The sequence below is a fragment of the Atribacteraceae bacterium genome, assembly GCA_035477455.1.
Classification (GTDB): domain Bacteria; phylum Atribacterota; class Atribacteria; order Atribacterales; family Atribacteraceae; genus DATIKP01.
The window spans coordinates 1-24,292 of sequence record DATIKP010000017.1 but is presented as its reverse complement, the minus strand read 5'-3'; the positions used below and the strand labels follow the sequence as shown (position 1 = coordinate 24,292).

The 24,292-nt window shown below is 55.7% G+C and carries 21 protein-coding genes and 1 riboswitch; of the genes, 4 read left to right on the top strand and 17 right to left on the bottom strand.

Annotation, left to right across the window (positions count from 1 at the left end; translation table 11 throughout):
• Window positions 1–139 precede the first annotated feature (139 nt).
• The 3 genes from thiM to VLH40_00785 all read right to left on the bottom strand — a co-directional run bounded on the left by thiM (window position 140) and on the right by VLH40_00785 (window position 2,956).
• Complete coding sequence (thiM, locus tag VLH40_00795; protein HSV30547.1) at window positions 140–1,000, bottom strand: hydroxyethylthiazole kinase; 861 nt, start codon at window positions 998–1,000, stop codon at window positions 140–142.
• A 34-nt stretch (window positions 1,001–1,034) separates the two neighbouring features.
• Entirely contained in the window at window positions 1,035–1,604 is a 570-nt protein-coding gene (thiW, locus tag VLH40_00790; GenBank protein HSV30546.1) for an energy coupling factor transporter S component ThiW, read from the bottom strand.
• A gap of 36 nt (window positions 1,605–1,640) precedes the next feature.
• Window positions 1,641–1,752, bottom strand: a riboswitch (TPP riboswitch).
• Window positions 1,753–1,822: 70 nt separating this feature from the next.
• Complete coding sequence (locus VLH40_00785; GenBank protein ID HSV30545.1) at window positions 1,823–2,956, bottom strand: hypothetical protein; 1,134 nt, start codon at window positions 2,954–2,956, stop codon at window positions 1,823–1,825.
• Window positions 2,957–3,205: 249 nt separating this feature from the next.
• Here VLH40_00785 and VLH40_00780 point away from each other — a divergent pair, with 249 nt between their 5' ends.
• The 4 genes from VLH40_00780 (at window position 3,206) to VLH40_00765 (ending at window position 7,095) form a co-directional block, all read left to right on the top strand.
• Complete coding sequence (locus tag VLH40_00780; protein HSV30544.1) at window positions 3,206–3,922, top strand: PIG-L family deacetylase; 717 nt, start codon at window positions 3,206–3,208, stop codon at window positions 3,920–3,922.
• A 98-nt stretch (window positions 3,923–4,020) separates the two neighbouring features.
• The gene (locus VLH40_00775; protein HSV30543.1) at window positions 4,021–5,298 is read left to right on the top strand and encodes a sugar ABC transporter substrate-binding protein; all 1,278 of its coding nucleotides are present in this window, start codon (window positions 4,021–4,023) and stop codon (window positions 5,296–5,298) included.
• 86 nt (window positions 5,299–5,384) lie between these two features.
• The gene (locus VLH40_00770) at window positions 5,385–6,242 is read left to right on the top strand and encodes a sugar ABC transporter permease (protein HSV30542.1); all 858 of its coding nucleotides are present in this window, start codon (window positions 5,385–5,387) and stop codon (window positions 6,240–6,242) included.
• 13 nt (window positions 6,243–6,255) lie between these two features.
• On the top strand, window positions 6,256–7,095 hold the full coding sequence (locus VLH40_00765; GenBank protein ID HSV30541.1) for a carbohydrate ABC transporter permease: 840 nt from the start codon (window positions 6,256–6,258) through the stop codon (window positions 7,093–7,095).
• Window positions 7,096–7,193: 98 nt separating this feature from the next.
• On the opposite strand, the gene VLH40_00760 is transcribed toward VLH40_00765, so the two are convergent.
• From VLH40_00760 to VLH40_00695, 14 genes are all read right to left on the bottom strand, one after another.
• Complete coding sequence (locus VLH40_00760) at window positions 7,194–8,627, bottom strand: trimethylamine methyltransferase family protein (GenBank protein HSV30540.1); 1,434 nt, start codon at window positions 8,625–8,627, stop codon at window positions 7,194–7,196.
• 64 nt (window positions 8,628–8,691) lie between these two features.
• Window positions 8,692–9,456 carry a TIM barrel protein gene (locus VLH40_00755; GenBank protein HSV30539.1) on the bottom strand — a complete coding sequence of 255 codons (765 nt, stop codon included), beginning with the start codon at window positions 9,454–9,456 and terminating at the stop codon, window positions 8,692–8,694.
• Between the two features lie 130 nt (window positions 9,457–9,586).
• Window positions 9,587–10,831: an ROK family protein gene (locus VLH40_00750; GenBank protein HSV30538.1), complete on the bottom strand. Its 1,245-nt coding sequence runs from the start codon at window positions 10,829–10,831 to the stop codon at window positions 9,587–9,589.
• A gap of 52 nt (window positions 10,832–10,883) precedes the next feature.
• Window positions 10,884–12,191, bottom strand: a complete 1,308-nt coding sequence (locus tag VLH40_00745; protein ID HSV30537.1) for a DegT/DnrJ/EryC1/StrS family aminotransferase — start codon at window positions 12,189–12,191, stop codon at window positions 10,884–10,886.
• A 139-nt stretch (window positions 12,192–12,330) separates the two neighbouring features.
• Window positions 12,331–13,371: a Gfo/Idh/MocA family oxidoreductase gene (locus VLH40_00740; GenBank protein ID HSV30536.1), complete on the bottom strand. Its 1,041-nt coding sequence runs from the start codon at window positions 13,369–13,371 to the stop codon at window positions 12,331–12,333.
• Window positions 13,372–13,828: 457 nt separating this feature from the next.
• Window positions 13,829–15,109, bottom strand: coding sequence for a DegT/DnrJ/EryC1/StrS family aminotransferase (locus VLH40_00735; protein ID HSV30535.1), 1,281 nt, complete (start codon window positions 15,107–15,109; stop codon window positions 13,829–13,831).
• A 156-nt stretch (window positions 15,110–15,265) separates the two neighbouring features.
• Entirely contained in the window at window positions 15,266–15,472 is a 207-nt protein-coding gene (locus VLH40_00730) for a hypothetical protein (GenBank protein HSV30534.1), read from the bottom strand.
• 137 nt (window positions 15,473–15,609) lie between these two features.
• Window positions 15,610–18,060 (bottom strand): DUF499 domain-containing protein, encoded by a 2,451-nt coding sequence (locus VLH40_00725; protein HSV30533.1) that lies wholly within the window; start codon window positions 18,058–18,060, stop codon window positions 15,610–15,612.
• 28 nt (window positions 18,061–18,088) lie between these two features.
• Complete coding sequence (locus VLH40_00720) at window positions 18,089–18,430, bottom strand: hypothetical protein (GenBank protein HSV30532.1); 342 nt, start codon at window positions 18,428–18,430, stop codon at window positions 18,089–18,091.
• Window positions 18,431–18,487: 57 nt separating this feature from the next.
• Window positions 18,488–18,862, bottom strand: a complete 375-nt coding sequence (locus VLH40_00715; protein ID HSV30531.1) for a four helix bundle protein — start codon at window positions 18,860–18,862, stop codon at window positions 18,488–18,490.
• Window positions 18,863–20,808: 1,946 nt separating this feature from the next.
• Window positions 20,809–22,485 (bottom strand): DUF1156 domain-containing protein, encoded by a 1,677-nt coding sequence (locus tag VLH40_00710; protein ID HSV30530.1) that lies wholly within the window; start codon window positions 22,483–22,485, stop codon window positions 20,809–20,811.
• The gene (locus VLH40_00705; protein HSV30529.1) at window positions 22,482–22,889 is read right to left on the bottom strand and encodes a HEPN domain-containing protein; all 408 of its coding nucleotides are present in this window, start codon (window positions 22,887–22,889) and stop codon (window positions 22,482–22,484) included. The genes VLH40_00710 and VLH40_00705 overlap by 4 nt, the downstream gene beginning before the upstream one ends.
• On the bottom strand, window positions 22,879–23,211 hold the full coding sequence (locus tag VLH40_00700; protein HSV30528.1) for a nucleotidyltransferase domain-containing protein: 333 nt from the start codon (window positions 23,209–23,211) through the stop codon (window positions 22,879–22,881). Before VLH40_00700 ends, VLH40_00705 begins: the two co-directional genes overlap by 11 nt.
• Window positions 23,211–24,292 (bottom strand): DUF3883 domain-containing protein (locus VLH40_00695; GenBank protein ID HSV30527.1); only part of this gene is annotated, 1,082 nt, incomplete at its 5' end. The genes VLH40_00700 and VLH40_00695, both read right to left, overlap by 1 nt.

The following is a 24,292-nucleotide window of genomic DNA, read 5'->3' as shown; positions in this document are numbered from 1 at the left end:
AGTAACACCCGGGTGGGGAGATGATCCTTTTGCCGGTACTGGATGACCGTCGCCCCCCCCTCCGCCACCTCTCGGACTACTGCGGACAATGCTCTTCCGGCTAAAAGCTTCCGATCGGTAATCACATAGAGATCATAATTCATACACTTCTCTCCACGATCCGCAGTTGTTCCATCCAGGGCGTTTCGGCCAGGGAAAACAACCAGTCAAACAGGGCGGTGTGAAAACTCCCCGGGCCGCTTATATGTACAGCCGAACGCTCGGCGGCCACGCCCAGATATCCGAGCGCGGCGCAAGCGGCCAGGAGCGGTTCCCGTTCCACGGCGACGCAGGCTCCACACAGGGAAGTGGCCAAACAACCCATCCCGGTGAGCCGGGTCAATAATTCATGACCGTTGCTTATCGCCAGGATTCTTTCCTTGTCGGCAATATAGTCGGTCTGTCCGGTCACCGCAACGACACAATTGTACCGGAGACTCCCCCGGCGAGACAACCGGGCGGCGTCCACCCCGGCTAAGACCGATTCCACCCCGCGCACCTCCGAAGGTTCCCCCAAAAGAGCGGCCGTCTCCCCGGCATTGGCACGGATCACCGCAACCTGTACATAGCTGAGAAACTGGAGCGCTGCCTCAGTCCGAAATCCGGTCGCCCCCGCTCCTACCGGGTCGAATACCACCGGGATATTGAGTTGATTGGCCTTTCGCCCGGCCAGAATCGCGCTTTCTATGACATCCTTGTTCAATGTTCCGAAATTGACCACCAGGGATTGAGCCTGGGCAACCATCTCCTCCACTTCTTCGACCGCCTGGGCCATGACCGGCAACGCCCCCACCGCCAGCATGGCATTGGCATTGTCGTTGGCCACAACGATGTTGGTGATATGGTGAATCAAGGGACGCTCTTTTTGGATCCGATCGAACACGCTCCGGCAGCGCCTGGAAAATTCATTATCGGTAGATGGGTCAGTGGGTAGATGGGTCAGTGGGTTCGGTCTTTCCATGGGTTCTCCTGTCCGTTATTTTCCTCGAGGTTATTCATGGTGATCCCGGAGATTCCTGTTCTCCGAGGGAAAACCGGCTCACTTTCCGTAGGGCACGGACCAGTAAAAATCCGATCAGGCACCCCGGGATACTGCTGGCCAAAAAAGCGCTCTGAAAAAAAGCCAGCGTCCCGGTCAAACCCAAATACGGCGCAACAACGAGGGCGCTGAGCGTCGCTCCAATCGGTCCGGTACCCAACGGTTCGATAAATGCCACCCAATCTTTTTTCAAATACCGGTACGCCAGTCCGACCATGATAACCCCCGGAATCCCGCCCGGCAGAGAGAAAATTGTTCCCGTACCAAGCGACATGCGGATCAATCCGGCCAATAAGGCCGCCACCGTCCCGTACCAGGGACCGATCAGGATCCCTGCCAGCACGTTGATCGCGTGTTGAAAGGGAAAAACGCGGGCCGGTCCAGCGGGAAAACTAAGCCCGGACAAAAGAACTGCTCCGGCCGTGAACAACGCCGTATAGGACAGGTGCTTCAATGACTGGTGAATCATTCCGTACACCTCCAGATTGATCCCGGGATCCTTCACATATTCGGGGAACGTCTCCATAAAAAAAGCCGCATCCCGACCGGGGAGGCGGCTTCAAGACAGAATTTGGCCCATCTCCCTCCGCTGGCATTAACCAGTTCAGGTTCGATGGGTCGAGAGTCTGCGCTCTCCTCTCAGCCCCGCACCGGGAGCTCCCCAGGGAAAAGTAGTATAAATACTATTGCTTATTATACCACACCAGTCAACAGTGACAAGTCGGATATTGACCTTCTCGCACTTCACCCAAACACCCGGCGGGCGTACTCTGTAGCGACTGTTCGGTACTGTCTATAGAGAGATGGGATGTTCAGGGTAGGATTCAGGCAGGAAACGATCGGTATTCCGATCACTTCCGGGGCCAGTTCGTCCATGATGTGGCGGAAGTCATCAATCGATCCGTATTCGTCATTGTCGTCCATGAAGAAATAGACGACCCTGCCAGACAAATGGCGGCGGAAGCGGGGAAGATCATTCTTCGAATAGCGGTAGGAAACGTTGAGTCCCCGCAGGTCGTTCATTGCGGCGTAGTTTTCCGTACAGGGATTCGGTCCGCAGTTATGGAGCAAACCGCCTCCGTACGTTTCGAGGATTCGCTCCAGATAAGTCCGTTCGATCAAGTCGAAGTACCGGCCGGAATACATGGCGCTCAGGTCGGAACTGACGTGACCCTTCACCGGACACCAGTACCAGAAATAATCAAGAGAGGTGAACCGTTCCACGGTACCTGCCCGTTTTACCGCCAGGTCAGTAAAATCGCAGATGGCCCCGGTAATGGTTTCCAGGAGTCCGAAAAGCAAGGGATTTTCATCAAGAAGCAGTTCGAAAAGAAGCTTACTCCCCAAAAGATCCATCGCCACTCCCATTGGGCCGTTGAGATCCATCCCCGAGACATATACCCGCTCATCGGTTTCCTCAATAAACGCATTCAACCGGAGCAAATATTCAGCGGCCAGTCCCCGGGTAAAGTTCGGGGTCAATCCTTCCCCCAGGCGCAATTCCAACTCCTGAGGGGTTGTTATTACCGGTTTGATGATCCCCGGGGTCTGGCCCGGATCGTCCCCCAGGAAGATTTCTCCGCCGAAAGATTCAGCAAGTCCTACACAACCAACATCGATAAAAGCGGTCGGGATGTAATCGTCGGGGATCATCTCTAAGGATTGCCTAATAGAATACATGCGGTTGCGCCGCTGAATTTGCCCGTTTTCGAATTCTTCCCGGTACGTTTTCGGCCAGGGAAGCCAGTCTACCGAGAAAAGGACGGGAATGTGGTCAACCGAGTGATAGGCCCAGGTCCGGGTGACAACTTCCTTGCGAGCCTCGATCAGGTCTTTTTTCTGTTCGATTTGTTCGCACAGTTCATCCTTTAAAGACACCGACGATCAACCCCTCAATCAGGTATTTTTGAAGAACAAATATCTTAGCATTTTTCCATATTTCACGATAAGTATATTCTTGACATCCAACTTTATTTATTTATAATAAAAACAAACTTAGCAAATGTATGGATTTGATGGGTTTGAGATTATGAGAGTCGGTTCTCAAGATCATCGAACTGGCAAACATTATCTGTCGGAGTATAATTTAGCCATCTGGAGAACATCGATCAAGAGGGGGAAATCTGCATGGCTGAGAAACTGCGAGTGCTGGCCGTTGGCGCCCATCCCGATGATCTCGAGTTGTGTTGTGCAGGGACGCTGGCCCGATTCGCCCAGGAGGGACACCATGTCACTATGTGCTACGTGTGCCGGGGAGACGCGGCATCCCATGAGCTGGCTCCGGAGGAGATAGCCCGCATCAGGTCGGAAGAAGCCTGCCGTTCGGCCGAGATCATCGGAGCAGAATTGATTGCCGGTCTTGGGCTGGGGGATGGGGAAGTATATGTTCAACAAGAGAACACGATGAAATTCCTCGATCTCATTCGACGGACCAGACCTGACCTGGTGATCACTCATAACCTGGAAGATTACCTGCAGGATCACTACAATACCGCCCGGCTGGTTTTTGAGGCCAGCCTCTTCTCCACCACCGAGAATATCCGCTCGAACTATCCCGCCCACCCAGTGGTTCCGTCCATTTACCATATGCAGACTTATACCGGAGTCAATTTCTGCCCGGAAGAGTATGTGGACATCACCGAAACTTTCGAGATCAAGTCGCGTATGCTCTCCTGCCATAAAAGCCAAGTCGAGTTCATGATCAAGCACTTCGGGGACGATATGCTGGAAGCCATCTCCGTCGAAGGCCGTTTTTGGGGACGGCAGGCCGGTGTCCGCTACGCCGAGGGATTCGTCCCTCACCGTTCCTATCCGAGAATCAAGACGAGAAGGCTATTACCCTGATAGGAGGGGTAAGTAGTGAGTAAGGAGGTGATGAAGCATTCGTGAACCGGTGTTTCTGAAGATGGATTAATGTCGATCAGAAAGGTGGAGGCATGCTCATGAGGAAAAACAAAACCTTGTTGTTTTTGGTGGTGTTTTTGTTGGGTGTTGGATGGTTGGCTCTTTCTGTTGCCCAAGCGAATGTAACGATCAGCCTGTGGAAAGCGTCGCATGGAGCGGACCTCGAGGTAATGCCAGGCATTTTACAGGCCTTTGAGGAAGCTAACCCGGGTATTAAGGTCGATTTTCTTTCTCATCCCTGGGAGGGTTGGGACGAACGTTATGGAGTGGCTTTTGCGGCTGGAGACCCACCGGATGTGTCGTACATGCCGGACGAGTTCTGGCCCCGCTTTGCCGAGGCCGGGCTACTGGCCCGTTTCGATCAACTGTTTCCGAAGGACGTTGCAATACTTGAACCGGAATTTCCCGAGGCCTTCTGGCGGCTGACCACCTATAAAGGACATCAGTATGCAGTGCCCTTTCTCTGGGTGGCGATCGCCATGTTCTACAATCGGGATTTGTTCGAAGAGGCGGGGTTGACTGTTCCTCCTTCCAACCTGGACGACCCTGCTTTGGATGAGTGGACCTGGGAAACCTTTGTTGATGTGGCCCAGAAGCTCACCCTGCCGGAACAGGATCAATGGGGGTTCTCATGGAGCGCGGCTTTCCGGGATCCCAACTACCTGTATCCCTTTTTTTATCAAGCAGGGACGGACGTATTGGACTTAGAGAATAATCGGGCGGCTTTCTATGGTCCGGAAGGTGTGGCAGCGCTTCAGTTTATCGTCGACCTGGTCCATACTTACCAGGTGATCCCGGTCGAGGGAATGCATCCCGACTTTCACCAGATCTTCTTTGAAGGAAAAGCCGCTCTGGCTCCTGTAGAATCTTATTCAGTGCCCATTATCCGGAGCCAGTTTCCAGATCTCAATGTGGGAGTGACTTTCAAGCCGCAGGGTCCCGGGGTAGACTTCTTCGGTGGAAGAGGCACTTTCGGCAACTCCGGCTACTGGGTAATGTCCGAAGCCTGCCAAGAGAAAGAAGCGGCTTGGGAGTTGATCAAGTGGCTGTCTAACCGGGAAAGTGTTCAGCAGTTCAATGATGCGGTCGGCCTGTTTGGCGCCCGAAAAGACTTTGTCCCCGATCCGGACGAACCGCTGTACCGGGTATTCTTCGAAAGTCAACGATTTATGCCGGGATATCCCCTGCACCCGCAGTTGAGGCAAGTCCACAGTATCGTGATGGCTGAAGTCCAGAATGCCGTTCTTCTGGCTAAAACACCGGAGCAGGCCATCCGGGATGCGAGCGAGGCAGTGAACGCTCTTCTCCAGGAATAACCTCTCGCGCTTCCCCGGCGGTTTGATTCAAACCGCCGGGGAAGGTCCATGAAAGGCGCTGATCCGTGAAAAAGATCCCAACCGGTATGTCTAAAGGACGAGAATGGTTTCCCTTTCTGCTTCCCTTCCTGGTGTTTTATGTGCTTTTTATGGCTATTCCCGTGCTCTGGTCTTTTTCGCTCAGCTTTCAACAGGGCGGACTCCTGGGGGGTACCTCCTACGTAGGGTTCCAGAACTACCGGACAGTGTGGAGCGACCAGTTGTTCCGCATTTCACTCCAAAATACCGCCTATTACACGGTGTTGGTCATTCCCATAATCATGCTTTTTTCCCTTTTTCTGGCCATTTTGATCAATCAGATGGAACGGTTTCAAAATTTCGTCAAGGCCTGCATTTTCCTTCCCCTTTTGAGTTCAGCGGTGCCGTTGGCTATCGTCTGGAAGGTCCTGTTCACTCCGGGGCGAGAAGGACCTTTGAACTACCTGGTGGGTCTGGTCGGCATACCTCCTCAGAATTGGCTAGGTAACCCGTCCCTGGTGATCCCGGCAATTGTCCTATTTGAAATCTGGCGAGGATTCGGATTCTGGACTTTGGTCTTTCTGGGTGGTTTGGAAACGATTCCCCAACCCTTGTATGAAGCGGCCAGGATTGACGGGGCAGGAGTCTGGAGTTCCTTTCGTCATATCACCGTGCCGCTTCTCAAGCCCACTTTTCTCTTTTTGACGGTGATGGGGATTATCTGGAATTTCCAATTGTTCGATGCGGTCTTCATGTTGACCTACGGTGGTCCCGGTCGCACCAGCTACAGTATCGTGTGGTACATCTATCGCAACGCCTTCCATTTCGAGAACCTGGGATATGCGGCGACCATGGGGATTTTGCTTTTACTGATCATTCTGGTGCTTACGACGTTCCTGCGTCGCTCGATCGAGAGCCGGCAATAAGGAGGAGGAAGCAATGAATAGGAAGAAAAACAAGCGCCTTACAGGTTCACGTATCGTAGTCCATCTCATCCCGATCCTGGTGGCGGTCGCTACCATTTTTCCCTTTATCTTTATGGGGCTCATTTCCCTACAGGACATCTATTTCATTTCCGGCAATCCGGCCCGTTGGATTCCCCGTCCTCCCACCCTAGGGACCTTTGCCCATGTGGTATGGGAGTCCCGATTTTTACGGTGGACGGGGAACAGCGTCCTGGTGGCGGCTTCGGTTACGGTACTCGTCCTGATCATGCACTCCATGGCCGGCTACATATTTGCCAAGAAGCGGTTTCCCCACCGGGAGATTATCTTTACCCTGATATTGGCCGGTATCATGGTACCCAGGGCCGTTACCATCATCCCAGCCTTCCTGACCATGCGTAACCTCGGTCTTTTGAACACGTACCCAGGCCTCATTTTTTATCCCCTGGCCTTACCCATCGGGGTGTTCCTGATGCGCCAGTTTATGCTCTCTCTGCCAGACGAATTAATTCACGCGGCCAAGGTTGATGGGTGCTCCGAAATGGGCGCATTCTTTCGAGTGGCCCTTCCCCTGTCTAAGCCTGCCCTTGCAGTCCTGGGAATCTATACCTTCATGGAGCAATGGAGAGACTTCCTCTGGCCCCTGGTAGTAGCCGCCCGGGAACCGGTCAAAACTCTCCCGGTCGGCCTTTCCACCTTCCATACCGAGTTCCGGACCAACTTTGGAATACAAATGGCGGCATCTCTATTGAGTGTTTTGCCCATACTGATCGTGTTCCTCTTTTTTCAACGCTATTTCATCAAAGGGCTGACCGCAGGAGCTTTGAAAGAATAGAAACCAAAAGGCGCTGGATGAACCAGTTGATACGTTATCTGATTCAGGGCTTGACCGCTGGTGCGGTAAAAGAATGAGTCGTCCAGCGATGAATACCCTCAGGCGTCCTCCCCCTTTTCTTCAAAATGGGATATGATACGATCCAACTCCCGGAGGATATCCGGCGAGAGGGACACCGCGCAAGAACGGGCGAGAAGCGATTCCACCTTTTTTCTGGCAGCCTGTACTACATCATTAAGGCCGGAGGCACAACACTGGTCAAAATTACCCAGGATCGAGATCCGGCTCAGCCAGAACTCTCCGCTCCGTAAGTGCCGGAGGGTGGATTCCTCCATGAAGTAATTGCCCCGGTGTCCCACCCTCCGGATTTCATCGAGGAATATCGTCTCCCGGTCGACCTTCATACCGCGCATGAGCCGTCTCACCATGCCGATGATTTCGGCATCCAACAGCAGTTGTTCCAGGCTGACCGTCAAACCGGTCGCGAACATCCCCGCATTCACGATCAAGTGGTTCCCAGCCTGAGCGGAAACAAGTGTACTGAGCGTCCGTTCCCAGGCGTTCTGTTCATCATGAACGTGCGAATCGGCATTAGGGGCTGTAGTATGGGAAGGGATCTGGTAAAAGGCCGCCATCTGGGCTCCGGCTATCCGAAGAATATCGGTTTCCGGGGTTCCAATAACCGCCATATTCGCCCGCATGTCGTAAGCCGTCCAGGAACTGGCATAGATGACCGGGGTTTTTTCCCGGATGAGCTGAGAAAAGACGATTCCGGATAAGCACTCGGTATTGTGCATGGTTAAAAGGCCGGCCAGCGTATGCGGAGCGGATACTCCGGCAATCGGTTCCGGAAGAATGGCCAGGGGTATCCCGGCACGGCAAACTTCAAAGAGGGCTTCAATCGCCCCTTTTTCCCAGTACAGGGGGCTGGTCGGGGAAAGTTGGCTGACGAGAAACGGCCGATCGGTTACACCGGGATTGACCGAATGCGCCATCCGGATTATCATCCGGTTGATTCCGGCGCTTTCCGATGAAAAAAAGACCGGTTTTTTTGATGTGGTCATGGCCGCCTTCACCGCATAAAGGAGGGTCGACTCCGCCGGTGTGTCCTGAGGCATCACCGGGATACCCACCAGGTCGATTTCAGCAAGCTGATCAGCAATACAAACAAAATCCTCCACATCCTGGACCAGCGACTCTCTTCTCTGTCCCGTCCGGCGGTCAAGCATAAAAACGGCATTATGGCCGCAGGCAAACAGGGGCTCTCCTTCCCCGACTGTTCTCCAGGGATGACCATCAACCGTAAAGAGAGGAAAAGAAGAGGGGGCCTGTTGTAAAGAGCGTTCCACTATAGAGGGAGGTATCCTGACCACCCCGCTGTCATGGTCAACCGGCAGACCTTTTTCCCCAAAAAGTTTTCGCATAGCGTCGCTTAGAACGATGACCCCCCGTTCGTCGAGAATCCGTAAGGACGCTTCATGTATCGAATGAATTTCTTCTCGTGAGAGCACTTCCGCTCTATTCAGTTTCACCACAACTCTCCGGAAATACAGCGTTTAGCTGTAGGTTTTAAGCTGTAGGTTCCTTAACCTGGGCTTAGTCGAGAAAATGGCGGCGCACTCGCTCCAGGGATTCCCGGTCATCCATCGTCGGCCAGTATTCCAGGCCAAAATACCCGCCATATCCGGTATCCCGGATGGCCCGAAAAATATTGGGGTAATTCAGTTCACCCAGGAAATGTTCGTTCCGTCCGGGTACCCCGGCGGAGTGAAAATGGCCAATCAGGTCAATATTTTCCCGAATCGTAGAGATTATGTTGCCCTCCATGATCTGCATATGATAAATGTCAAAAAGAAGCTTGACCGAAGGGCTGTTCACCCGGCGGACAATATCAAAACCAAGCGTGGAAGAATCGAGTAAATAACCCTTGTGGTTGACCCGGGAATTCAGTGCTTCGAGGCAAATCGTCACACCTGCTTCTTCGGCGATCCCGCTGACCGCCTTGAGGTTGGCGATAATTCTATTTATCTGGACATCCAGGCCCCTTCCATCGTCTTCACCGGTCAGAACAATCACTTTTTGGGAACCAACCGCGTTGAGTAAATCAAGTGAGGCGGAAAAATGACGAATATAATCGTCCGTGTCCGCATGGAGTCGGTTGTTTCCCCATGGGTCTTGCAAAGTACAAATCCCTACGGACATGTTGTTTTGCCCACAAAATTCAGCGATCCCCGTAAGATCTTTATCTGCCAAATCCCAGAACTCCACGGCGGAATAACCGAGTTCATGAATCAGGCGAATCTTCTCCACATCGGTTTTTCCCTCGAACAACGGTTCAAAACAGACTGATAGCTCAAACATGCTTCGACCTCCCGGTCAATACGGGTTAAGTTGCTCAGGTCCGGGGAACGAAAGTCTCTAAACGCATGCTCCCGCTTACCTGACTGGGATAGCAATGATCAACTCGGACATTTCCACCCAGTAGACCAGTTTAGCCATTGGGAGTATACCTGGCCAAAAAAGACGCCGTCAGTCCCTGATGTCCTCCGGTCAATTGGTTGAAAAAATCGTCTATGGCAAAATAGAGGGCACCAACGATTTCCTCGTCTTTTCCAAGCGTTACCGGTTCGACTGAGGGGGGGAATAAGACACTACGGTGTAACCGATCTCTGATTCTTTGAAATAGCGAATCGGCAAAAATTTCGGTGAGTTCACCTCCCAGAACGATCTGTCCGGGATTCAAAACGGCAGCTAAATTGACCACCAGTTCCGCGGCCCGCTCAAAAACCGGCTCGACGATTTCGCGACAACGCCGTTCCCCTTTTCGAAAAGCTTGAACTAAAGCAGAAATATCTTCGCCACTGAAGATCATTTCTCGAGATTTGATTGAATGTCCACAGGCTTCCCGGTATTTCCGGAGGAGGCTGTTCAGGGAAATTTCATCCTCAAGTGCAGGGATATCGTGCAGGGAAACGGGAGAAGCCTTTGAGTCGTCGAACCGGTCTACCATATAACCCACCTCACCCGCCGCACCCTGGGAACCCCGGTAAATTTTCCCATCGAGAATCAGTCCGGCGCCCACTCCGCGACCCAGGTGCAGATAAACCAAATTTATCTTCGAATCATCTGAACGGAGAATACCTTCACTGAAGGCAATCGCCACTACCTTGTCAAAAACCAGAACCGGACAGGGAAGCTCCCGGGAAAAAATTTCCCGCACCGACGCACCCTCCCAAGCCATCAATCCGGACACCTTCCCCATTTTATGAATACGGTCAAGCACTGGGTCATAGATGCCGGGAATTCCGATCCCCAGAGCGACCAGGTGGTCCCAGGACAACTCGTTTTCCTGCAGAAAACCGCCCAGGACTTTCTTGAGATAGCCAGCCTGTTCTCCCGGAGTCGGGTAGGCCTTACCGGTAATTTTTTCCCTAAACAGGATTCGACCGGCCAAATCGGCCACCGCGAACTCGGTTACAGTTGCGGGAATCAATCCGGCCGCCAGTCGGCTTTCGGGAACAAAGGAAAGCAGGATCGGTTTGCGTCCACCTCGGGACGGCCCTTCCGAGACCTCTCGTACTATCTCCTCCTCCAGACAGTCCTTGATGATATTGGAAACCACCGCCGGACTGACTGAGGCCCGCTGGGCCAATTCCACCCGGCTGAGTAAAGGGGAGGCCAAGAGCAAGCCGAGAATCTTTTCCCGATTCAAAGCCTTCATGTCACTATGGTTCACGGTAACGACCTTTCAGAAACCGTTTTCCAACTTTTTTTCACCCAGTTTCCAATCATAGGTACGCGTGGGCTACTTTCCGAATGGCCTCGACGGTCAGGTCACAATCTTCGGCGCTCATCTGGGGTGGGATATCAAGATGAACCGAACGCTCCAACAGGGCCAGTGTCTGAGGACACATATCCGGTGAATAGTCTGGAGCCGGTCCTTGATGATAGGGACAGGTATAGGGACAGCCCTCCGGCGTGGCCGTCCATTTGTTCATGATCATTTCCCAGTGAGAATAAATATGCCAATCGGGAATACCCTTATTGAAAATGGAGTTCGCCACTACACCCTCAGCCTGCAAAGCTTTGGCGAATTTTTCCGCCAGTGATCCGCTTTCGAGGAAAAAGATCAGAGCGATACCGGTATCTCCCGCCGGATCGTTCAGACGTCTAAACCCGATCCCCGCGAGATCGCCGATCCCCGCCTTGATCCGTTGTTTGTTCCGGCGCATTTTGGACAGAATTCCGTCAAGCTTATGAAGCTGGACGAGCATGACCGCTCCGATAAGTTCGGACATGCGGAAGTTCACGCCAGGAAACAGTTCACCCCGATAACGGGCTCGCACAAAGCGGCTGGCCGGTCCACCGGGTCGCCAACAGGCGGCGGTATCATGGTATTCCTGGGCCCGGTCAAAACAGGGGTCGCTGTCGGTGGTCACCATGCCACCTTCACCGGCGGTAATGATCTTGTGAAATTGAAAACTAAAGGCGTTGCATTCACCCATGCTCCCCAAGGGTTTTCCCTGAAAGCTTCCCCCGCACGCCTGGGCCACATCCTCAATGACCCGCAAATTATGTTTTGCGGCGATTTCCAGAATCCGGTCCATATCACAGGGGGCTCCCCGCATATGCACCGGCATCACCGCTTTGGTCTTTGTCGTGATCTTTTTTTCAAAGTCGACAGGATCAAGGGTCAGGGAATCATCCACCTCGGCAATGACTGGAATCGCCTTCGCGGCCAGGATGGCCGCACATGAAGCAAAAAAGGTATATCCGGGAACGATGACCTCATCGCCAGGTCCGACGCCGACGGCGACCAGCGAGGCAATGAGAGCCGAAGTACCGGAATTCACCGCCAGCGCATGCCGGGTTCCGATTCTTTGGGAAAATTCTTCCTCAAACATTTTCACCCGAGAGGGCGAATCTCCCGGCCCGTAATACCGGAAAAGATATTTATTATCCAGAACCTCCCATACCGCCTGTTTCTCTTCCTCGCCAATCTCGAGCCCCCCGGGGAACATGGGAATCGAAGGCGTGGTCTTCACCGGACGGCCTCCGTCGATCGCTAACCTCTCATGTTCCAATCCGTATTTCATCGTCAAACCTCCTTGATGGTACAAAATTGGGATGTCTCCTGCCTGGTTTCTTTGTTTTTATTATAAATAAATTAAGATGGCTGTCAACTCCCAAAATGACTCTGATCATCGGGTAGCGTTAGAGTTTGAAATGGGGTTCTCAATCAACGATAATCGTCCGCTTTTCTTCGGCTGAACGGTAAACCGCCTCGACCACACGAATGTTACGCAGCCCTATCTCGTAACTGATCAGTGGCTTTTCACCTTCCTGAATCCAACGACTCATAGCCTCGATTTCCTGAGCGTACAGGGGGGTCGGCGTGAGGCGCACCGGCCTGTATTCGTCGAAAAAGCGGACTTGATCAGCATTGTATCCGGCTCTGCCTTCTTGCGTGAAAACTTCCATCTCTCCTCCCCCGTCCTGGCCGATGGTCCTCCGGCAGGAAACCGCTCCTTTGGTTCCATAAAGCTCCAGGACGTTGCGGGCGGCCTGGTCCGGAACGTTGAAATAGTTATCGACAATGCCCTGGCTTCCGTTCTCGAAACGAAGAATGACCGTCGAAGTATCTTCCACCTCGTAGCGGTGGGTCAAGGTTCCCGTAAAGGCGGCAACCTCCGAAACGGGACCCAGAAACCACTCGAGCAGATCGATACAATGACAACCCATATCATTCAGCGCTCCTCCTCCGCCCTGCACCCGGACCTGACGCCAGGCCCCGGGAGCCGGAGGATACCAGCAGGTCAGTTGAGCCCGCCCGGCCACCATTTCTCCCAAATCACCCTTTTCGATCAGGGTCTTGATCGTACGGTGATAGACACTGTAGCGCATCATCAGGGCAACACCCAGCTTCAGACCGTTTTTTTCGGACAGTTGGGCCATCTGTCTTGCTTCACTGTAATTCAAGGCCATCGGTTTTTCAATCAGCACATGCTTCCCGGCCTGTAGAGCCGCCATGCCCTGCTCATAGTGGGAATGCACTGGGGATGCGATATAGACGGCGACACTGTCACCGGTCAAGATTTCATCCAATGTCGTACAAACATGCCTTACGCCGAACAATTCACCGGTTTCCCGTACCGCTTTTTCGTCGACATCCATCAACGAAACGATTTCGCTATTTTGGGCAAACTGGATCACCTCGGGTATTGTCCTGCGTCGGGCAAGGCCACCGGCTCCGACCACGGCCCATTTTAGCTTCAACCGGAACATCTCCTTTCCATTGCTCACCAAGAGGACACTTCCATGCTTAGAGGCCGCTCTTGATTCGCGGCATCCGCCACATAATCTGGCATGCTCACTTCAATAGATCATATTCCATTTGGTTATTAATAAACACCTCCGACCGATTGCATCCAGGGTGCCCCGCAACATGCAACGGCAGACACGCCGGGTTACCTCCGGAAACGGTATCTCAGCCAGGGGAACCAGCCGGAGAACGTCAGGTTAAAAACTATCCCTGAACCTGCCGCCAACCCTCTTCGTCGTTTTCTGACTAGGACGCTTCGCTACGGGAAATTTCCACTCCCAGGAGACTGATCTTTTCTTCCAGGATCCAGCACAGGACATATCATGGTTGAAATTGGGGTAGGTCGGTATATAGCTCGGCGTGTTCCATCGCGTCCCCCATTCGGTATCGACCAAAAAATCCCACCATAATCTAGACTTTTCGATAATAACCGTATACTTTGTTGAACGCCTCGACCATCAACTCGATATGCCGATCTTCGTAAACCGGGTGGGCGGGAAAAGAAAATGTGCGTTCTTCGAGCCAGGCGGCATTAGGACAGTAAACTTCCCGGTAGTTGACCGAATTTTCGTCGCTATACTCACGGGACTGGAAGGGGAATTTCACCCGGCCGAAGCCATTGTGTTCCAGGAAGGCTTTTTCCTTGTACATCTGGGGCCACAGTACCGGAACCACCGGAACCCCTTCTGCTTCAATCGCCTGCCAGAAGTCTTTCACCGGGCAGGAGAGCCGCTCGATATCCATGACGATCGGATAAAGCCAGAAAGAGATGTATTTTTTGTCCCGGCGGTGGGGAGGAAGGTAGAGAATCGCTTCATGTCCGCTAAAAGCCGTGGTGAATGCCTCACCGATGGCGATTCGTCGGGGCTTGTTCCAGGTATCGAACCGCTCCATCTCACACAGGCCGACAATGGACTGTATCTCGGTAAGCCGGTAGTTGAAACCTACCCGCTGGTGAATATAGAACAACCTTTTTTCCAACTCCAAAAGGCGGAGCCGTTCCTTGACATCGTATCCATGATCGCGGAAGGAACGGGCCTTCCAGGCGATTTCCTCGTTATCGGTCACGACACACCCACCTTCACCAGCGGTGGTGAAGTGTTTCGATTGGCAGAAACTGAAACATCCCACATGGCCGAGGCTTCCCAGTTTGCGTCCATCGTATTCACTGCCGTGGGCTTGGGCGCAGTCTTCGATGACGAATAGACCATGTTGCTGGGCCAGATCCATGATCGCATCCATATCGCAGGGGATGCCGTAGAGGTGGACAGGCAGGATAGCCCGGGTTCGAGGGGTGATTTTCCGGACGATATCCTCCGGATCGAGGGTATGGGTTTCCCGTCGGACATCAGCAAACACCGGAATCCCTCCCGCCTGAACGACACAAAACGCCGAGGCGATAAAGGAATAAGACGGCACGATCACTTCATCACCGGGACCTATATCGCAAGCCGCCAATGCCGTATGTAGAGCTGAGGTTCCATTCGAGGTCGCTATACCGAATCGGCATCCACAGTAGTGGGCCCACTTTTCCTCGAATTCCATTCCCCGCACACCGGTCCAGTAGTTGACCTCGCCAGTGAGAAGGGGCACCAGTGCTTCCTGCCTGGTCTTTTCAGAAAATACCGGCCAGGCAGGAAAAGAACCGGGATTAATCGGTTTTCCACCATGAATCGCTAACTTATCAGCCATAATTATAACCTCCTCTATAAGTAACAAGTTATGGGTGACCGGTTATCTATTATAGGCTAACACCAACCTTTTCTTGCTAATAAGGGGCCGCAGCTCAACGCCTCCAAGTCACAGAGGTGTCAGCATCTTAAAGTCGGTTATGATAGTCAAAAACGATTAACCCGTCATTCTCTTCTTTGAGTCGAAGTGGAGTTGCCCCGTTCCCGTGGACTGTGGATCTAACTCGCCACCCGTGGTTTGGTGGTTCGGCGTAAACCCGGCGTCTACAAAGATCGTACACGTTCCCATCAGTCGCCTCACTACCTCCAGCCATACGTTCTGGAAGTCGCCGCTCACGATGTGCACGGGCTCGTTTTTCATCATCCAGAACCCTTCCCGTAAGTTCGAACCCCGCTAATACCAAAAGGCTCCCTCAAGCAGCGGAAGCGGGACAGGTGAAGTCCTCGCAGGTGCAACGGTCCTCGACGCTCTGCACCTCACGCGTCTATGGCCGAATCGGATCACGCGTTCATCCCTCCTGCCAGCTCAACCCGCACGCGGTCCGCCAAGCCGAGGTCGTCCAGTATTTGTTTCAGATCGGCTTCAAAACTTCGGGAGACCGCACCTTCCACTGTGACCAAGAATTCAATGTTAAGCATAAGGTCAGAGCCGCTGCGCAATTTTGACACCAGTTTTATTCCCAGCCGGTTCCAGACTTCCGGGGGCAGGTCTCCGGCGATCCGAAGCGTCCTGGTGGCAGCCCCCGGCACGGGCTCCGGCCCCGGTTCCTGGTCGGGGATCGGTTCCGGTTCCCACACCGGTCCGGGGATTGGTTCAGGACCAACAACCCCCTCGGGCTCCGGTGCGCTCTTTAAAGCCTCGGCCTTAGACTTCAGTAACAAGAACACGCCCGGTTCAAAGGTCACTTCCTCTGAAGCAATTAACTCCTTGAACCACAAACGCTCGTAGCCGCCCTCCGGCTTTTGCCCGGATACAATGCCGAAATCACCCCGCTCTACAAATTCGACGATCTTGCCGCGTAAAACGGTATCCGGGTCCAGCAGCCTGGTCAGTGAGCCGTTCAAAAAGCTTTGCCGCAGGCCGGCCAGCGGCCAGGCCCCGGCTTGTTTGAGAGCCGGCGGCCAGTTCCGCTCGAGGTAGCCCGCACCCACGGACTCATTCAGCAAGGCCCGCGACTTTAGAGCGGCAATCACGCGGCCGCAGAGTGTCTCGCCAGAGCTGGAATGACCCGCGCCAAGATCAATGGTCTCGAGCCCATCTCCCTCACCCTCACTCCCTCTCCCAGTGGGAGAGGGATGTGGTGTGGGATCATAGAGCACCGCGAAACGGTAGCCGGCCCAGACCTCATTCTTAGCCGCCTCGGCCACCTCAGCCGCCTTGGCCTGGATTTCCGCCTGGCTGGCACGGTCAAAGTCACCGCCCAGTGTGCCATCGGCAATCTCCCGCGCCACCCGCTTCCAGGCCAGCCACATCTCCACGCTGTCCCGCAGATCACGGCCCGGTTTTTTCCAGCACCATACTAATGCCCCGGGGTACAATCGCGGCGACTGGCCCCGAAACTTTGTCCATTGCCCTATTTGCTGCCGAAGCGTGGTTCCACCTGTCCACTCTTGCTCCGGGTCTATCAGCGCCAGTGTCAGCTTCGGGGTATCCTGTACAGCGCTTCCATCCTCCGGGAATACCACCAAGGGTACACTCGCGCCGTGCCTGAACGCCTCCTCAACCAGTCTGCGCATGGCCGGTTTGATTTCGGATTCCTCGTCCAGGGAAGCTCTCCGGTCATTAACCACCTTTTTCACCGTCGGCTGGTGGCTGATCTTAAACCCGTCCGACCCCACCCGCCGGATAAAGTAGGACTTATCCTCCATTGCGAAGGCCGCGTTGTCCACTGATGTGGTATCCACCTCCGGTTCCCCGAGCGCGAACCGTAACTCGGGCAGATGCGCCACCTTGTCCACCTGGCCGCCGAAAGACTCAAACATGATCGTGGCTCCTACCCGGCGGTGAATGTTCCGCAAGGACCCTCTGGTGTCCGCGTCAAGGGCCCGCGCGTGGGAATGAGTCCCAGAGATATCGGCGTCAAGCGCGGCAATGAGGCGGGATTCCCCCAATTGCCCCAGTACCACACCCCGGAAACCCGGTGCTTCCAACGGCGCCGATCCAAGGGTAAGGAGTGGTTCCCGCCGGGCCTCGGCGTAGCCCGTTTGATACGCCCAGGAGATCCATTGCGCCAGCATGGCCAGGGTTCCCCGCGTCTGCTGGTACTGCGGGAGCGTCTGCCACTTACGCTGGAACACCGACAAGGTGGACGGATGGAAAGGATAGCAAGTCTCAAACCGATTGCGGAGTTGCTCCCGGGCTTTGGCCTCCGTTGCCGCCGTGTCCACAGCCGTCCATTCGGGCGGGAGTTCAGCCCGTCGTTCAAAACACCAATCCGCGTAGGTTTTGGCCACCTTATTCCGCACCCGCTCGTTCCCGATATCTTCGAAAAGGCGCCGCCGCACCACTTCGCTGATCTCGGTCTCATCGTTGGCGATGAGGTCCTTAGCCACCCGGCGCACGACTCTGGTAATCTTCTCCTGCCACTTTAAATCCCAGTCGGTCATCTCCACCTGACTGCGCGGCAGACTGATGACCGCCGCGCCGTGCGTCGTCCCCGTCGTGGCCACGGTCAGATTCTGGATAAAAGCGTGAAACTGCTCGGCCATCCCCCGGTGACGGTTCAGAAAGTTTAATACTTCGTCAAAGAGGAGCAGCACCGGCCCTTCCGCCGCCTGGAACACGCGCCCGATGGCTTCAGTCCCCGGGGGCGTGTTCCAGGCGGCCTTGCCTAAGGCCGCGGCGCCTTTTTCGCCGGCCAGTTGCCTGGCAATGTCCATCCACGGTGTTTCCCGTCCCTCCTTGGGGTCCCAGGCGTTACCGACAAAGACGGCGACGCGGGCCTGCGGCACTGTGCCAAGGCCAGCCTCTTTGAGCAAATCATTGATCCCCGGGATACCCGGACGCCTCCCGGCCGCCCGTGGCTATATGATAGAGGGCAGTGAGCGTGTGCGTTTTACCGCCGCCGAACTGGGTGATCAGCGTCATGACCGGGGCCGTGTTTGCCGTCAGGCCGGAGAGGCGCCGCAGCACCATCCCCGCATGTTCACGCAGCGCCCGCGTGAAGCAGGTCCGGGCGAAGAACTGCCTTGGATCCCGGTAGTCCTCCGGGGCGGTTTTCGCGATCACCTGCTCCAGGTGGATGGCAAACTCATCCGGGTTAAACGAGCGCCCCGCACGGACCTCCTTGCGCAGCGTGGCTATTTTGTACCAGGGTTCCATGTCAACCTCCGGTTGAAAGGCAAAAGGCAAAAGTTGAAAGGCAAGAGGCAGGTGAGGTCATTTCGACTTCTCCCTCTTCGCGTTTACGACAATCGAGCCGATGATGCGGGAGAGTTCGTCCGCTTCTTGAATGAGTGCTTCGACCGAGCCATCCTTCAATGTACCGGACTCCTTGAGCAGGCGAAGCCAATAGGTCGTCTCTCTGGCTTCCTTCAGCGCGATGGCGTACTTACTCGTGAAGTCCGCCTTACTCTGTCCCGCCTGTACCTCTTCCACATTCGCGCCGATGGAAGTACCCGATCTCAGCAGTTGCCTTCCAAGCACCCGCCACACGCCGAATTCATTTTCCATCCGCTGACACAGCCGAACAATCGCCAAGGCGAACTGGAAGGTTCGCTCCTTGATGTCTCTCGGTTTCTCTTTGCCGTTCATCCCTTTTGCCTTTTCCGTTTCTACTTTTGCCTTATCGTGGCACTGCCAACAGCATGGCGTCCAGCAGTCGTTTCTCTTCGCTTTCTTTGGGGTACAGGGCCGTCAAGGCATTGGCCAGACGCAGGAAATCCGGGCCGCGCTCCTGCTCAAGTTTAATGAGCGCCCGGAGGGAGTTTGCCTGACCACCCGTCTGCAGCAGCATCGCGGCATGCACCCGGTCAAGGGTGGTAGCTTCACGATCTGCCTGAAACTCAACTCCTTTAGCATCTACAACTATCTTCCGGAAGCGGCCTCGAACCTTCGGCCCGCTTTTTTCCTCGAACTCTGGGAAAAGCGTCATCTGGCGACTCTCCCGCGCATCAGGCTCGAACCAATCGGCCGCGGCTGCGGCCCCATCCTTGCCAAAAAGCTGTTGGGCTCGTTCGGAGACAGACAGTAGTCGCACCGCGCCCTTCTTGGTCTCGATAATCCGGCCCTCCCACTTCGGAAGCTCGATCCCCAGAGGTTGGGCGAAGCGGCGCACCACATCGAATACGAGCGTGAAGCCTCGTAGCGCCGGCATCTTGCCGGCATTGTCATTGTCGTCCTCGTCCCCCTCTTGTTCTTTCTCCGATTCCCCGATCGTAGTGTCGGTGCCGTTCGTGCTCTGGAATGTCCAGAGGAAGAGCGCCGTCAGCCGGGCGTCCTCCTCCAACGCGCCGGCGATGCCGTTGCGGGCCTTCGCTTCCTCCGTGCCGAGGATGTTTTCGAGTGCGGTGCGGCCGACCACTTCCCAGACCTTTTCCAAATACTCCGGCAGCCCCACCTCGCGGCCCTCGGCAGTCTCGACTTTCGAGTAACGGCTGAAGATCTCCAAGGCCGGGCCGATGCAGGCAAAAACCAGGTCCGCCCCGCGCACGTCCTCGCCCTGCAGCCGTTCCATCCAGTCGCCGACGCGCTTGGGCAGCTCGCGCAGCACCTCGCCCCAGTCACCGACCGGGGCATCCTCGGGGCGCGGGCGGCAGATGAGATGAACGCTAGTGGCAAGGGCGGCAACTTCTCGCGCGTTGAAGCGGTGCCCCATCTCGGTCGCCACTGGCCATGAGGCTACTATTACCCAGCCTCCAGTCATCATTCCGGTGAGAAACGCTTCCCAGCCTTCCGTTGTCTTGTGTGCGAAGACCACGCATCCAACTCCGGATTCCAGCGACACACTAACACCCTGTGCAAACGACTCTGCCACACCTTGTTCGAAGTCGTCGTTCGTCTTCGGCTTCTCTTGCTCTTTGGCAACCGTGGTGACTGTCAGTTCCTGCCGCTTCGGAACGAGCTGGTTCTCTGGATCGAAAGGGTCCATTAGTAAGGCGTGTTGCGGCAAGGCTCTCTTCAGCCACACGAAGAAGAAGTCCGACAAATCCGCGTAGGCAATCGCATCATAGTAGGGAGGATCGGTGAACCAGACCGCTGCACTTTCGCGCGGCAGTGGCGACATCCTTGCATCCGCTTGCTGAACCTGGCCCGACCGCCAATCTGTACCGATCCGCGACAATGCCCCAAGCACGTTCTGGAGAGTCTGCTCGAAGCCCCCACTGGATGAAGAAGTTGGAACACCCTCGGCAAAATCCCACATTGCAGGTAGATCGTGTCGCGTAAAGATCGAACGAGGGCACTCTGCCACAGTCTCCCATCTGCAGTTCGCGGTAGCGAGTTCGACGAACTTGGAGAGAAGCAGGGCACTGATCTCCGCGACTGCTAGCGTTTCACCATTCGCATTCTTGAAGGCTATGGCCTCGCACAGCGTCGCCAAACTCACTTTTTGGCGTGCAGTGTAGTAGTCGCTCCAGTTTCTCATGCCGTAGACACGAGGCGATTGAATTGAGCGATGGCCGTGACGCCACGGCAGCGGCTCATCGGGGACGGGACACGGCTTCCTCTTCCCGCTCCTTTCCCACTCCTCGAGAATTGCCTTAACCCTCTGCTGCGCCTGCCACACCGCTTCGTAATCCCGCTCGGTCGGCAGCCGGTAGTGCCGCCCCTTTTCGACAGGCTGGAAGCCTGTCCCACTTGGCTGAAGCGTCACCACGGCCAGCATCCGCGCCCCGTCGGTGCGTCGAGGGATACCCCTCACCCTGCCCTCTCCCAGAGGGAGAGGGTGCCAAAGATGCATCATATCCTCGTCCGGAAGAGGGTTCAAAAGTCACATCCGCCCCGCCGCGCTGCTCGGCCAATTGTGCCCGCACTCGTGCTGGCGGCAGCACCGTCCCACAGCACAGGCAGGTGGCTTTGGCGCGGGTGACAGTTCCATCGGGCACTTCCTTCTCGTTCTTCGGCTCGAAGACCTCAAACTCCACAGTGGCACAGACATCTTGCCTGTGGATTTTCGGGTATAAGAATGGATAGTCCTCTGAAGCAGCCACCAGTTCCTTCTTCACCGGATTTTGCCGGATATATTCGAACTTTTCATCCCATTCCGCTGCATGGCGGACAATATGGTCGAAATTCTCATCCAGCCAGAAGGGCCCCATTCGGTTTTGAAGTTTATTGACCTGATTGGCAGAGAAACTTTTTATGCTATGCAGAATTTCGCCCAGTTTTGATTCATCAGTGATCCGAAACATGGCATGGGCATGATCCTGCATGACCACGGCAGCATCCAGACTGATGCGCTTGCCGTCCCAATGCCGTATGGCCGAAAGAACCGCTTCCCGGGCTTCCGGCGGCATCTCCAGACCTTTACGGCAACGGAAGGTAACAAAGTAGGTAGCGCCGCCAGTCTCCATGTGAGGGAGATTTCTTCGGGTTGTTGACAAATCTGGTGCTTTCCAGGGATTCACAGGCTGGAAGCCTGTGCCACAGGCTATCTTATACCTTAGCGCCCGCTTGCGGTTTGGCTTCTTGCACAGCCAAAAGGAGCGCATAAGCGGGATCTCCGCCCCGCAGTTGGGCGACTCACAACGCACCGTCCGCGCCCAAAGGTAAGCAATTGGCGTCGCGCCATCCGGGTCTTTCGGGTAAAACTCGGCCAGCTCTTTCTCAGCCTGCCTTTTGATTTCCCCTCCGACACGCCGAAGTTCCTCGGCCAGCGCCGGTCCGTGGCGCGGGATATCCTCCAGCATTACTTTCAAGATAAGGCAGGCTACCGGGTTTAAATCGCTGGCGAAGGTCTCACACCCTAAGCGCAGGGCTTCAAGCGGAATGGAGCCGCCGCCCGCAAACGGGTCCACCACCAGCGGGGTCTCGTCCGGATGCGCGGCCCTGACCAGTTCCCGCGCCACGCCGATATAGTCACGGTTGTTGGCCACGTCCCAATTTGCCGCCTCGCCAATAAACTTGAGCAGCGCTTGGCGCAGCCCGGCGTCGGACCTGACCTGTTCATTCATTCTATGGTTGTTCCAGGCGGGCGTTTCCAGCAAGGCGCGGGCTGAGCGCTCCTTGAACTCCGGGGGACAATGGGGGTCGCACGGGTCTGGGAGCAGCAGCCCCAGGAGCATCGCCCGGCACGCCGCCAGCGGCCGCCTTGCCCACCACAGGTGGAGCGTCGAGGGGTGCCCATGCCGGATAGACTTCTCCCGCGCCGCGTGCTTGCTCACCACGGCAATCGGGAAATCCACCTCGGCCAGACGCTTGCATTCTTTCGGGATCATAATGCGCACCTCTCGACCAGGGTAGTAGCCCACTTTAACGCGTGCTCGGCCAGGGTCACCGCCTGCTCGTACTCTTGCCCGGAGACCGACTCACCAAAGCCCGGGTATCGCGCTTCCCAAGCGAATCGTGTCAGGTCGGCAGCTTCCCAGACCGCTTCTGGAACCTCCATTCCCAAGCGCTCCAGACCATCGAGCAGGTCATCAATATCGTGCGTGTAGCGGAACCTCTGGTCACGGGACCGATAAACAGCCTTGATGGCTTTCTCGGCGGCCTGCTGGGCGTGGAAGCAGAGACTCGCATAGGCGCCGCCTTCAGGCAGGGGGACCCGTGCCATGGCCAAGTCACGTCTGGCGTATGCCAGCCATTCCGCTGGTGAACCCGGAATCTCGCGGTCATTCGGCATGGTAGATCTCCTTTCCCTCGGACAATGCGGGGTGGATTACGAGCGATGGCTCATTGCCGAAACGCTCTACATCGCTTTCGGTGACCACAACCACGTCCTTCGGCATACCGAGCCGACGCAGCGCCCGATATATCTGCCGGGCTGTCTCCCGGCGGTGGATTCCGTCCGGCATAATCACCAGCACATCCAGGTCGCTGTGCGGTCCCATCTGGCCGCACGCGGCCGAGCCGAAGAGGATAATTCTCCTAGGCTGCACCGCCTCGACGATGCGGCGCACCAGTTCCGTAAGCATGGCTGCCGAAACGGTATGTGTCGTTTCCATCAGTGTCCTCCGTAGGGAGGTGCATTCTCCCGCACTTGCATCGGTCTCGTCATCGCGTTCACTTCCAGCCAGTAATGGGCCGCCTTGCTCACCTCGTGCCACGGGAAGCGGGCCGGGTCTTTGACCGGCTCTTGGAGCGTGGGCTGTGCTGCGCCTGTCTGCGCTGAGGCTTCGGCAGGCAGGCAATTTGTGACCACGTAGAGCCAGTAGCAGTCGCGCCGGTCTTCGGCCACGCGGCGTTCGTTAGGTGTGAGCAGGATGGTCCCCGCGGCGGCGGCCAGTCCTTTTACTTCAATCAGGCGCAGCTCGCCGGAGTGGAGATCGAGGCTGGTGATATCGTAGCCCAGGTTCTTCTCGTGGACGTCGTAGACTTGGCGTCCTTGCGCCTGCTCGTACTCCATGACCGCCTGCATGGCCGTGGCCTCGGTTTCCAGGTTTGGTTGCAGGCGGCGCACTTCCGGCGCCTCGCGCTCCGGATGCGGCAGAACCAGGACCGAGGTGATGCGCTCTACGGCCTGCAGGGAGAAGGAGCGCTGCTGCTCAAGGTCTTGGCGACGCCGTTCCCGCCGCGCCAACAGTTCTGCGTGGCGGTTCTCCGCCTGGGCCAGACGGCCGTCAGCCCCCGGTACTCCTTTATCCTTTTCTTCGTATGCCCTGCCTATTTCATCGTCGGCGCGCTGCAAAAGTTCGGTGAGCGAAAGCTCCACGTGGGCGGCGACCCGCTCCACTTCACTCAGACGTTCTTGACGGGCCTCCTCCAGAAAAGGTTGTAACGCGCTCGGGTGAAGCCAGGTGGTCGCTTCAGGGGCAAAAGCCACGGCGGGCAACCCGTCCGCGGACAGGCCAAGGACAGGCTGGAAGCCTGCCTTACAAGCCTGTCCCACCGGAGTGAAGTTACCTAACACATTAGGCTCAAGCAAACGGGGTAAGCCGTTATCCTTAATTTCCACAGCAAAGAGTCGCTCGTGGACCACCTGGCCCAGCCCGTCCACCACCCGGGCCCGGTAAAAATCAATCCGGGAAGGCTCTTCGTGCTGTAAAGAATAAAAGCACGCCCCCTTGCCGAAAGCCTCGACGGCTT

Excerpts from the sequence above, each read along its gene's own strand:
- VLH40_00745 (HSV30537.1), bottom strand. The coding sequence starts at position 12,191 with ATGAAATACGGATTGGAACATGAGAGGTTAGCGATCGACGGAGGCCGT.
- VLH40_00755 (HSV30539.1), bottom strand. The coding sequence starts at position 9,456 with ATGTTTGAGCTATCAGTCTGTTTTGAACCGTTGTTCGAGGGAAAAACC.
- VLH40_00705 (HSV30529.1), bottom strand. The coding sequence starts at position 22,889 with ATGCCGAATGACCGCGAGATTCCGGGTTCACCAGCGGAATGGCTGGCA.
- VLH40_00770 (HSV30542.1), top strand. The coding sequence starts at position 5,385 with ATGTCTAAAGGACGAGAATGGTTTCCCTTTCTGCTTCCCTTCCTGGTG.
- VLH40_00775 (HSV30543.1), top strand. The coding sequence starts at position 4,021 with ATGAGGAAAAACAAAACCTTGTTGTTTTTGGTGGTGTTTTTGTTGGGT.
- VLH40_00765 (HSV30541.1), top strand. The coding sequence starts at position 6,256 with ATGAATAGGAAGAAAAACAAGCGCCTTACAGGTTCACGTATCGTAGTC.
- thiM (HSV30547.1), bottom strand. The coding sequence starts at position 1,000 with ATGGAAAGACCGAACCCACTGACCCATCTACCCACTGACCCATCTACC.
- VLH40_00700 (HSV30528.1), bottom strand. The coding sequence starts at position 23,211 with ATGGAAACGACACATACCGTTTCGGCAGCCATGCTTACGGAACTGGTG.
- VLH40_00735 (HSV30535.1), bottom strand. The coding sequence starts at position 15,109 with ATGGCTGATAAGTTAGCGATTCATGGTGGAAAACCGATTAATCCCGGT.
- VLH40_00715 (HSV30531.1), bottom strand. The coding sequence starts at position 18,862 with ATGAACGGCAAAGAGAAACCGAGAGACATCAAGGAGCGAACCTTCCAG.
- VLH40_00710 (HSV30530.1), bottom strand. The coding sequence starts at position 22,485 with ATGATCCCGAAAGAATGCAAGCGTCTGGCCGAGGTGGATTTCCCGATT.
- VLH40_00720 (HSV30532.1), bottom strand. The coding sequence starts at position 18,430 with ATGGAACCCTGGTACAAAATAGCCACGCTGCGCAAGGAGGTCCGTGCG.
- thiW (HSV30546.1), bottom strand. The coding sequence starts at position 1,604 with ATGGAGACGTTCCCCGAATATGTGAAGGATCCCGGGATCAATCTGGAG.
- VLH40_00780 (HSV30544.1), top strand. The coding sequence starts at position 3,206 with ATGGCTGAGAAACTGCGAGTGCTGGCCGTTGGCGCCCATCCCGATGAT.
- VLH40_00730 (HSV30534.1), bottom strand. The coding sequence starts at position 15,472 with ATGATGAAAAACGAGCCCGTGCACATCGTGAGCGGCGACTTCCAGAAC.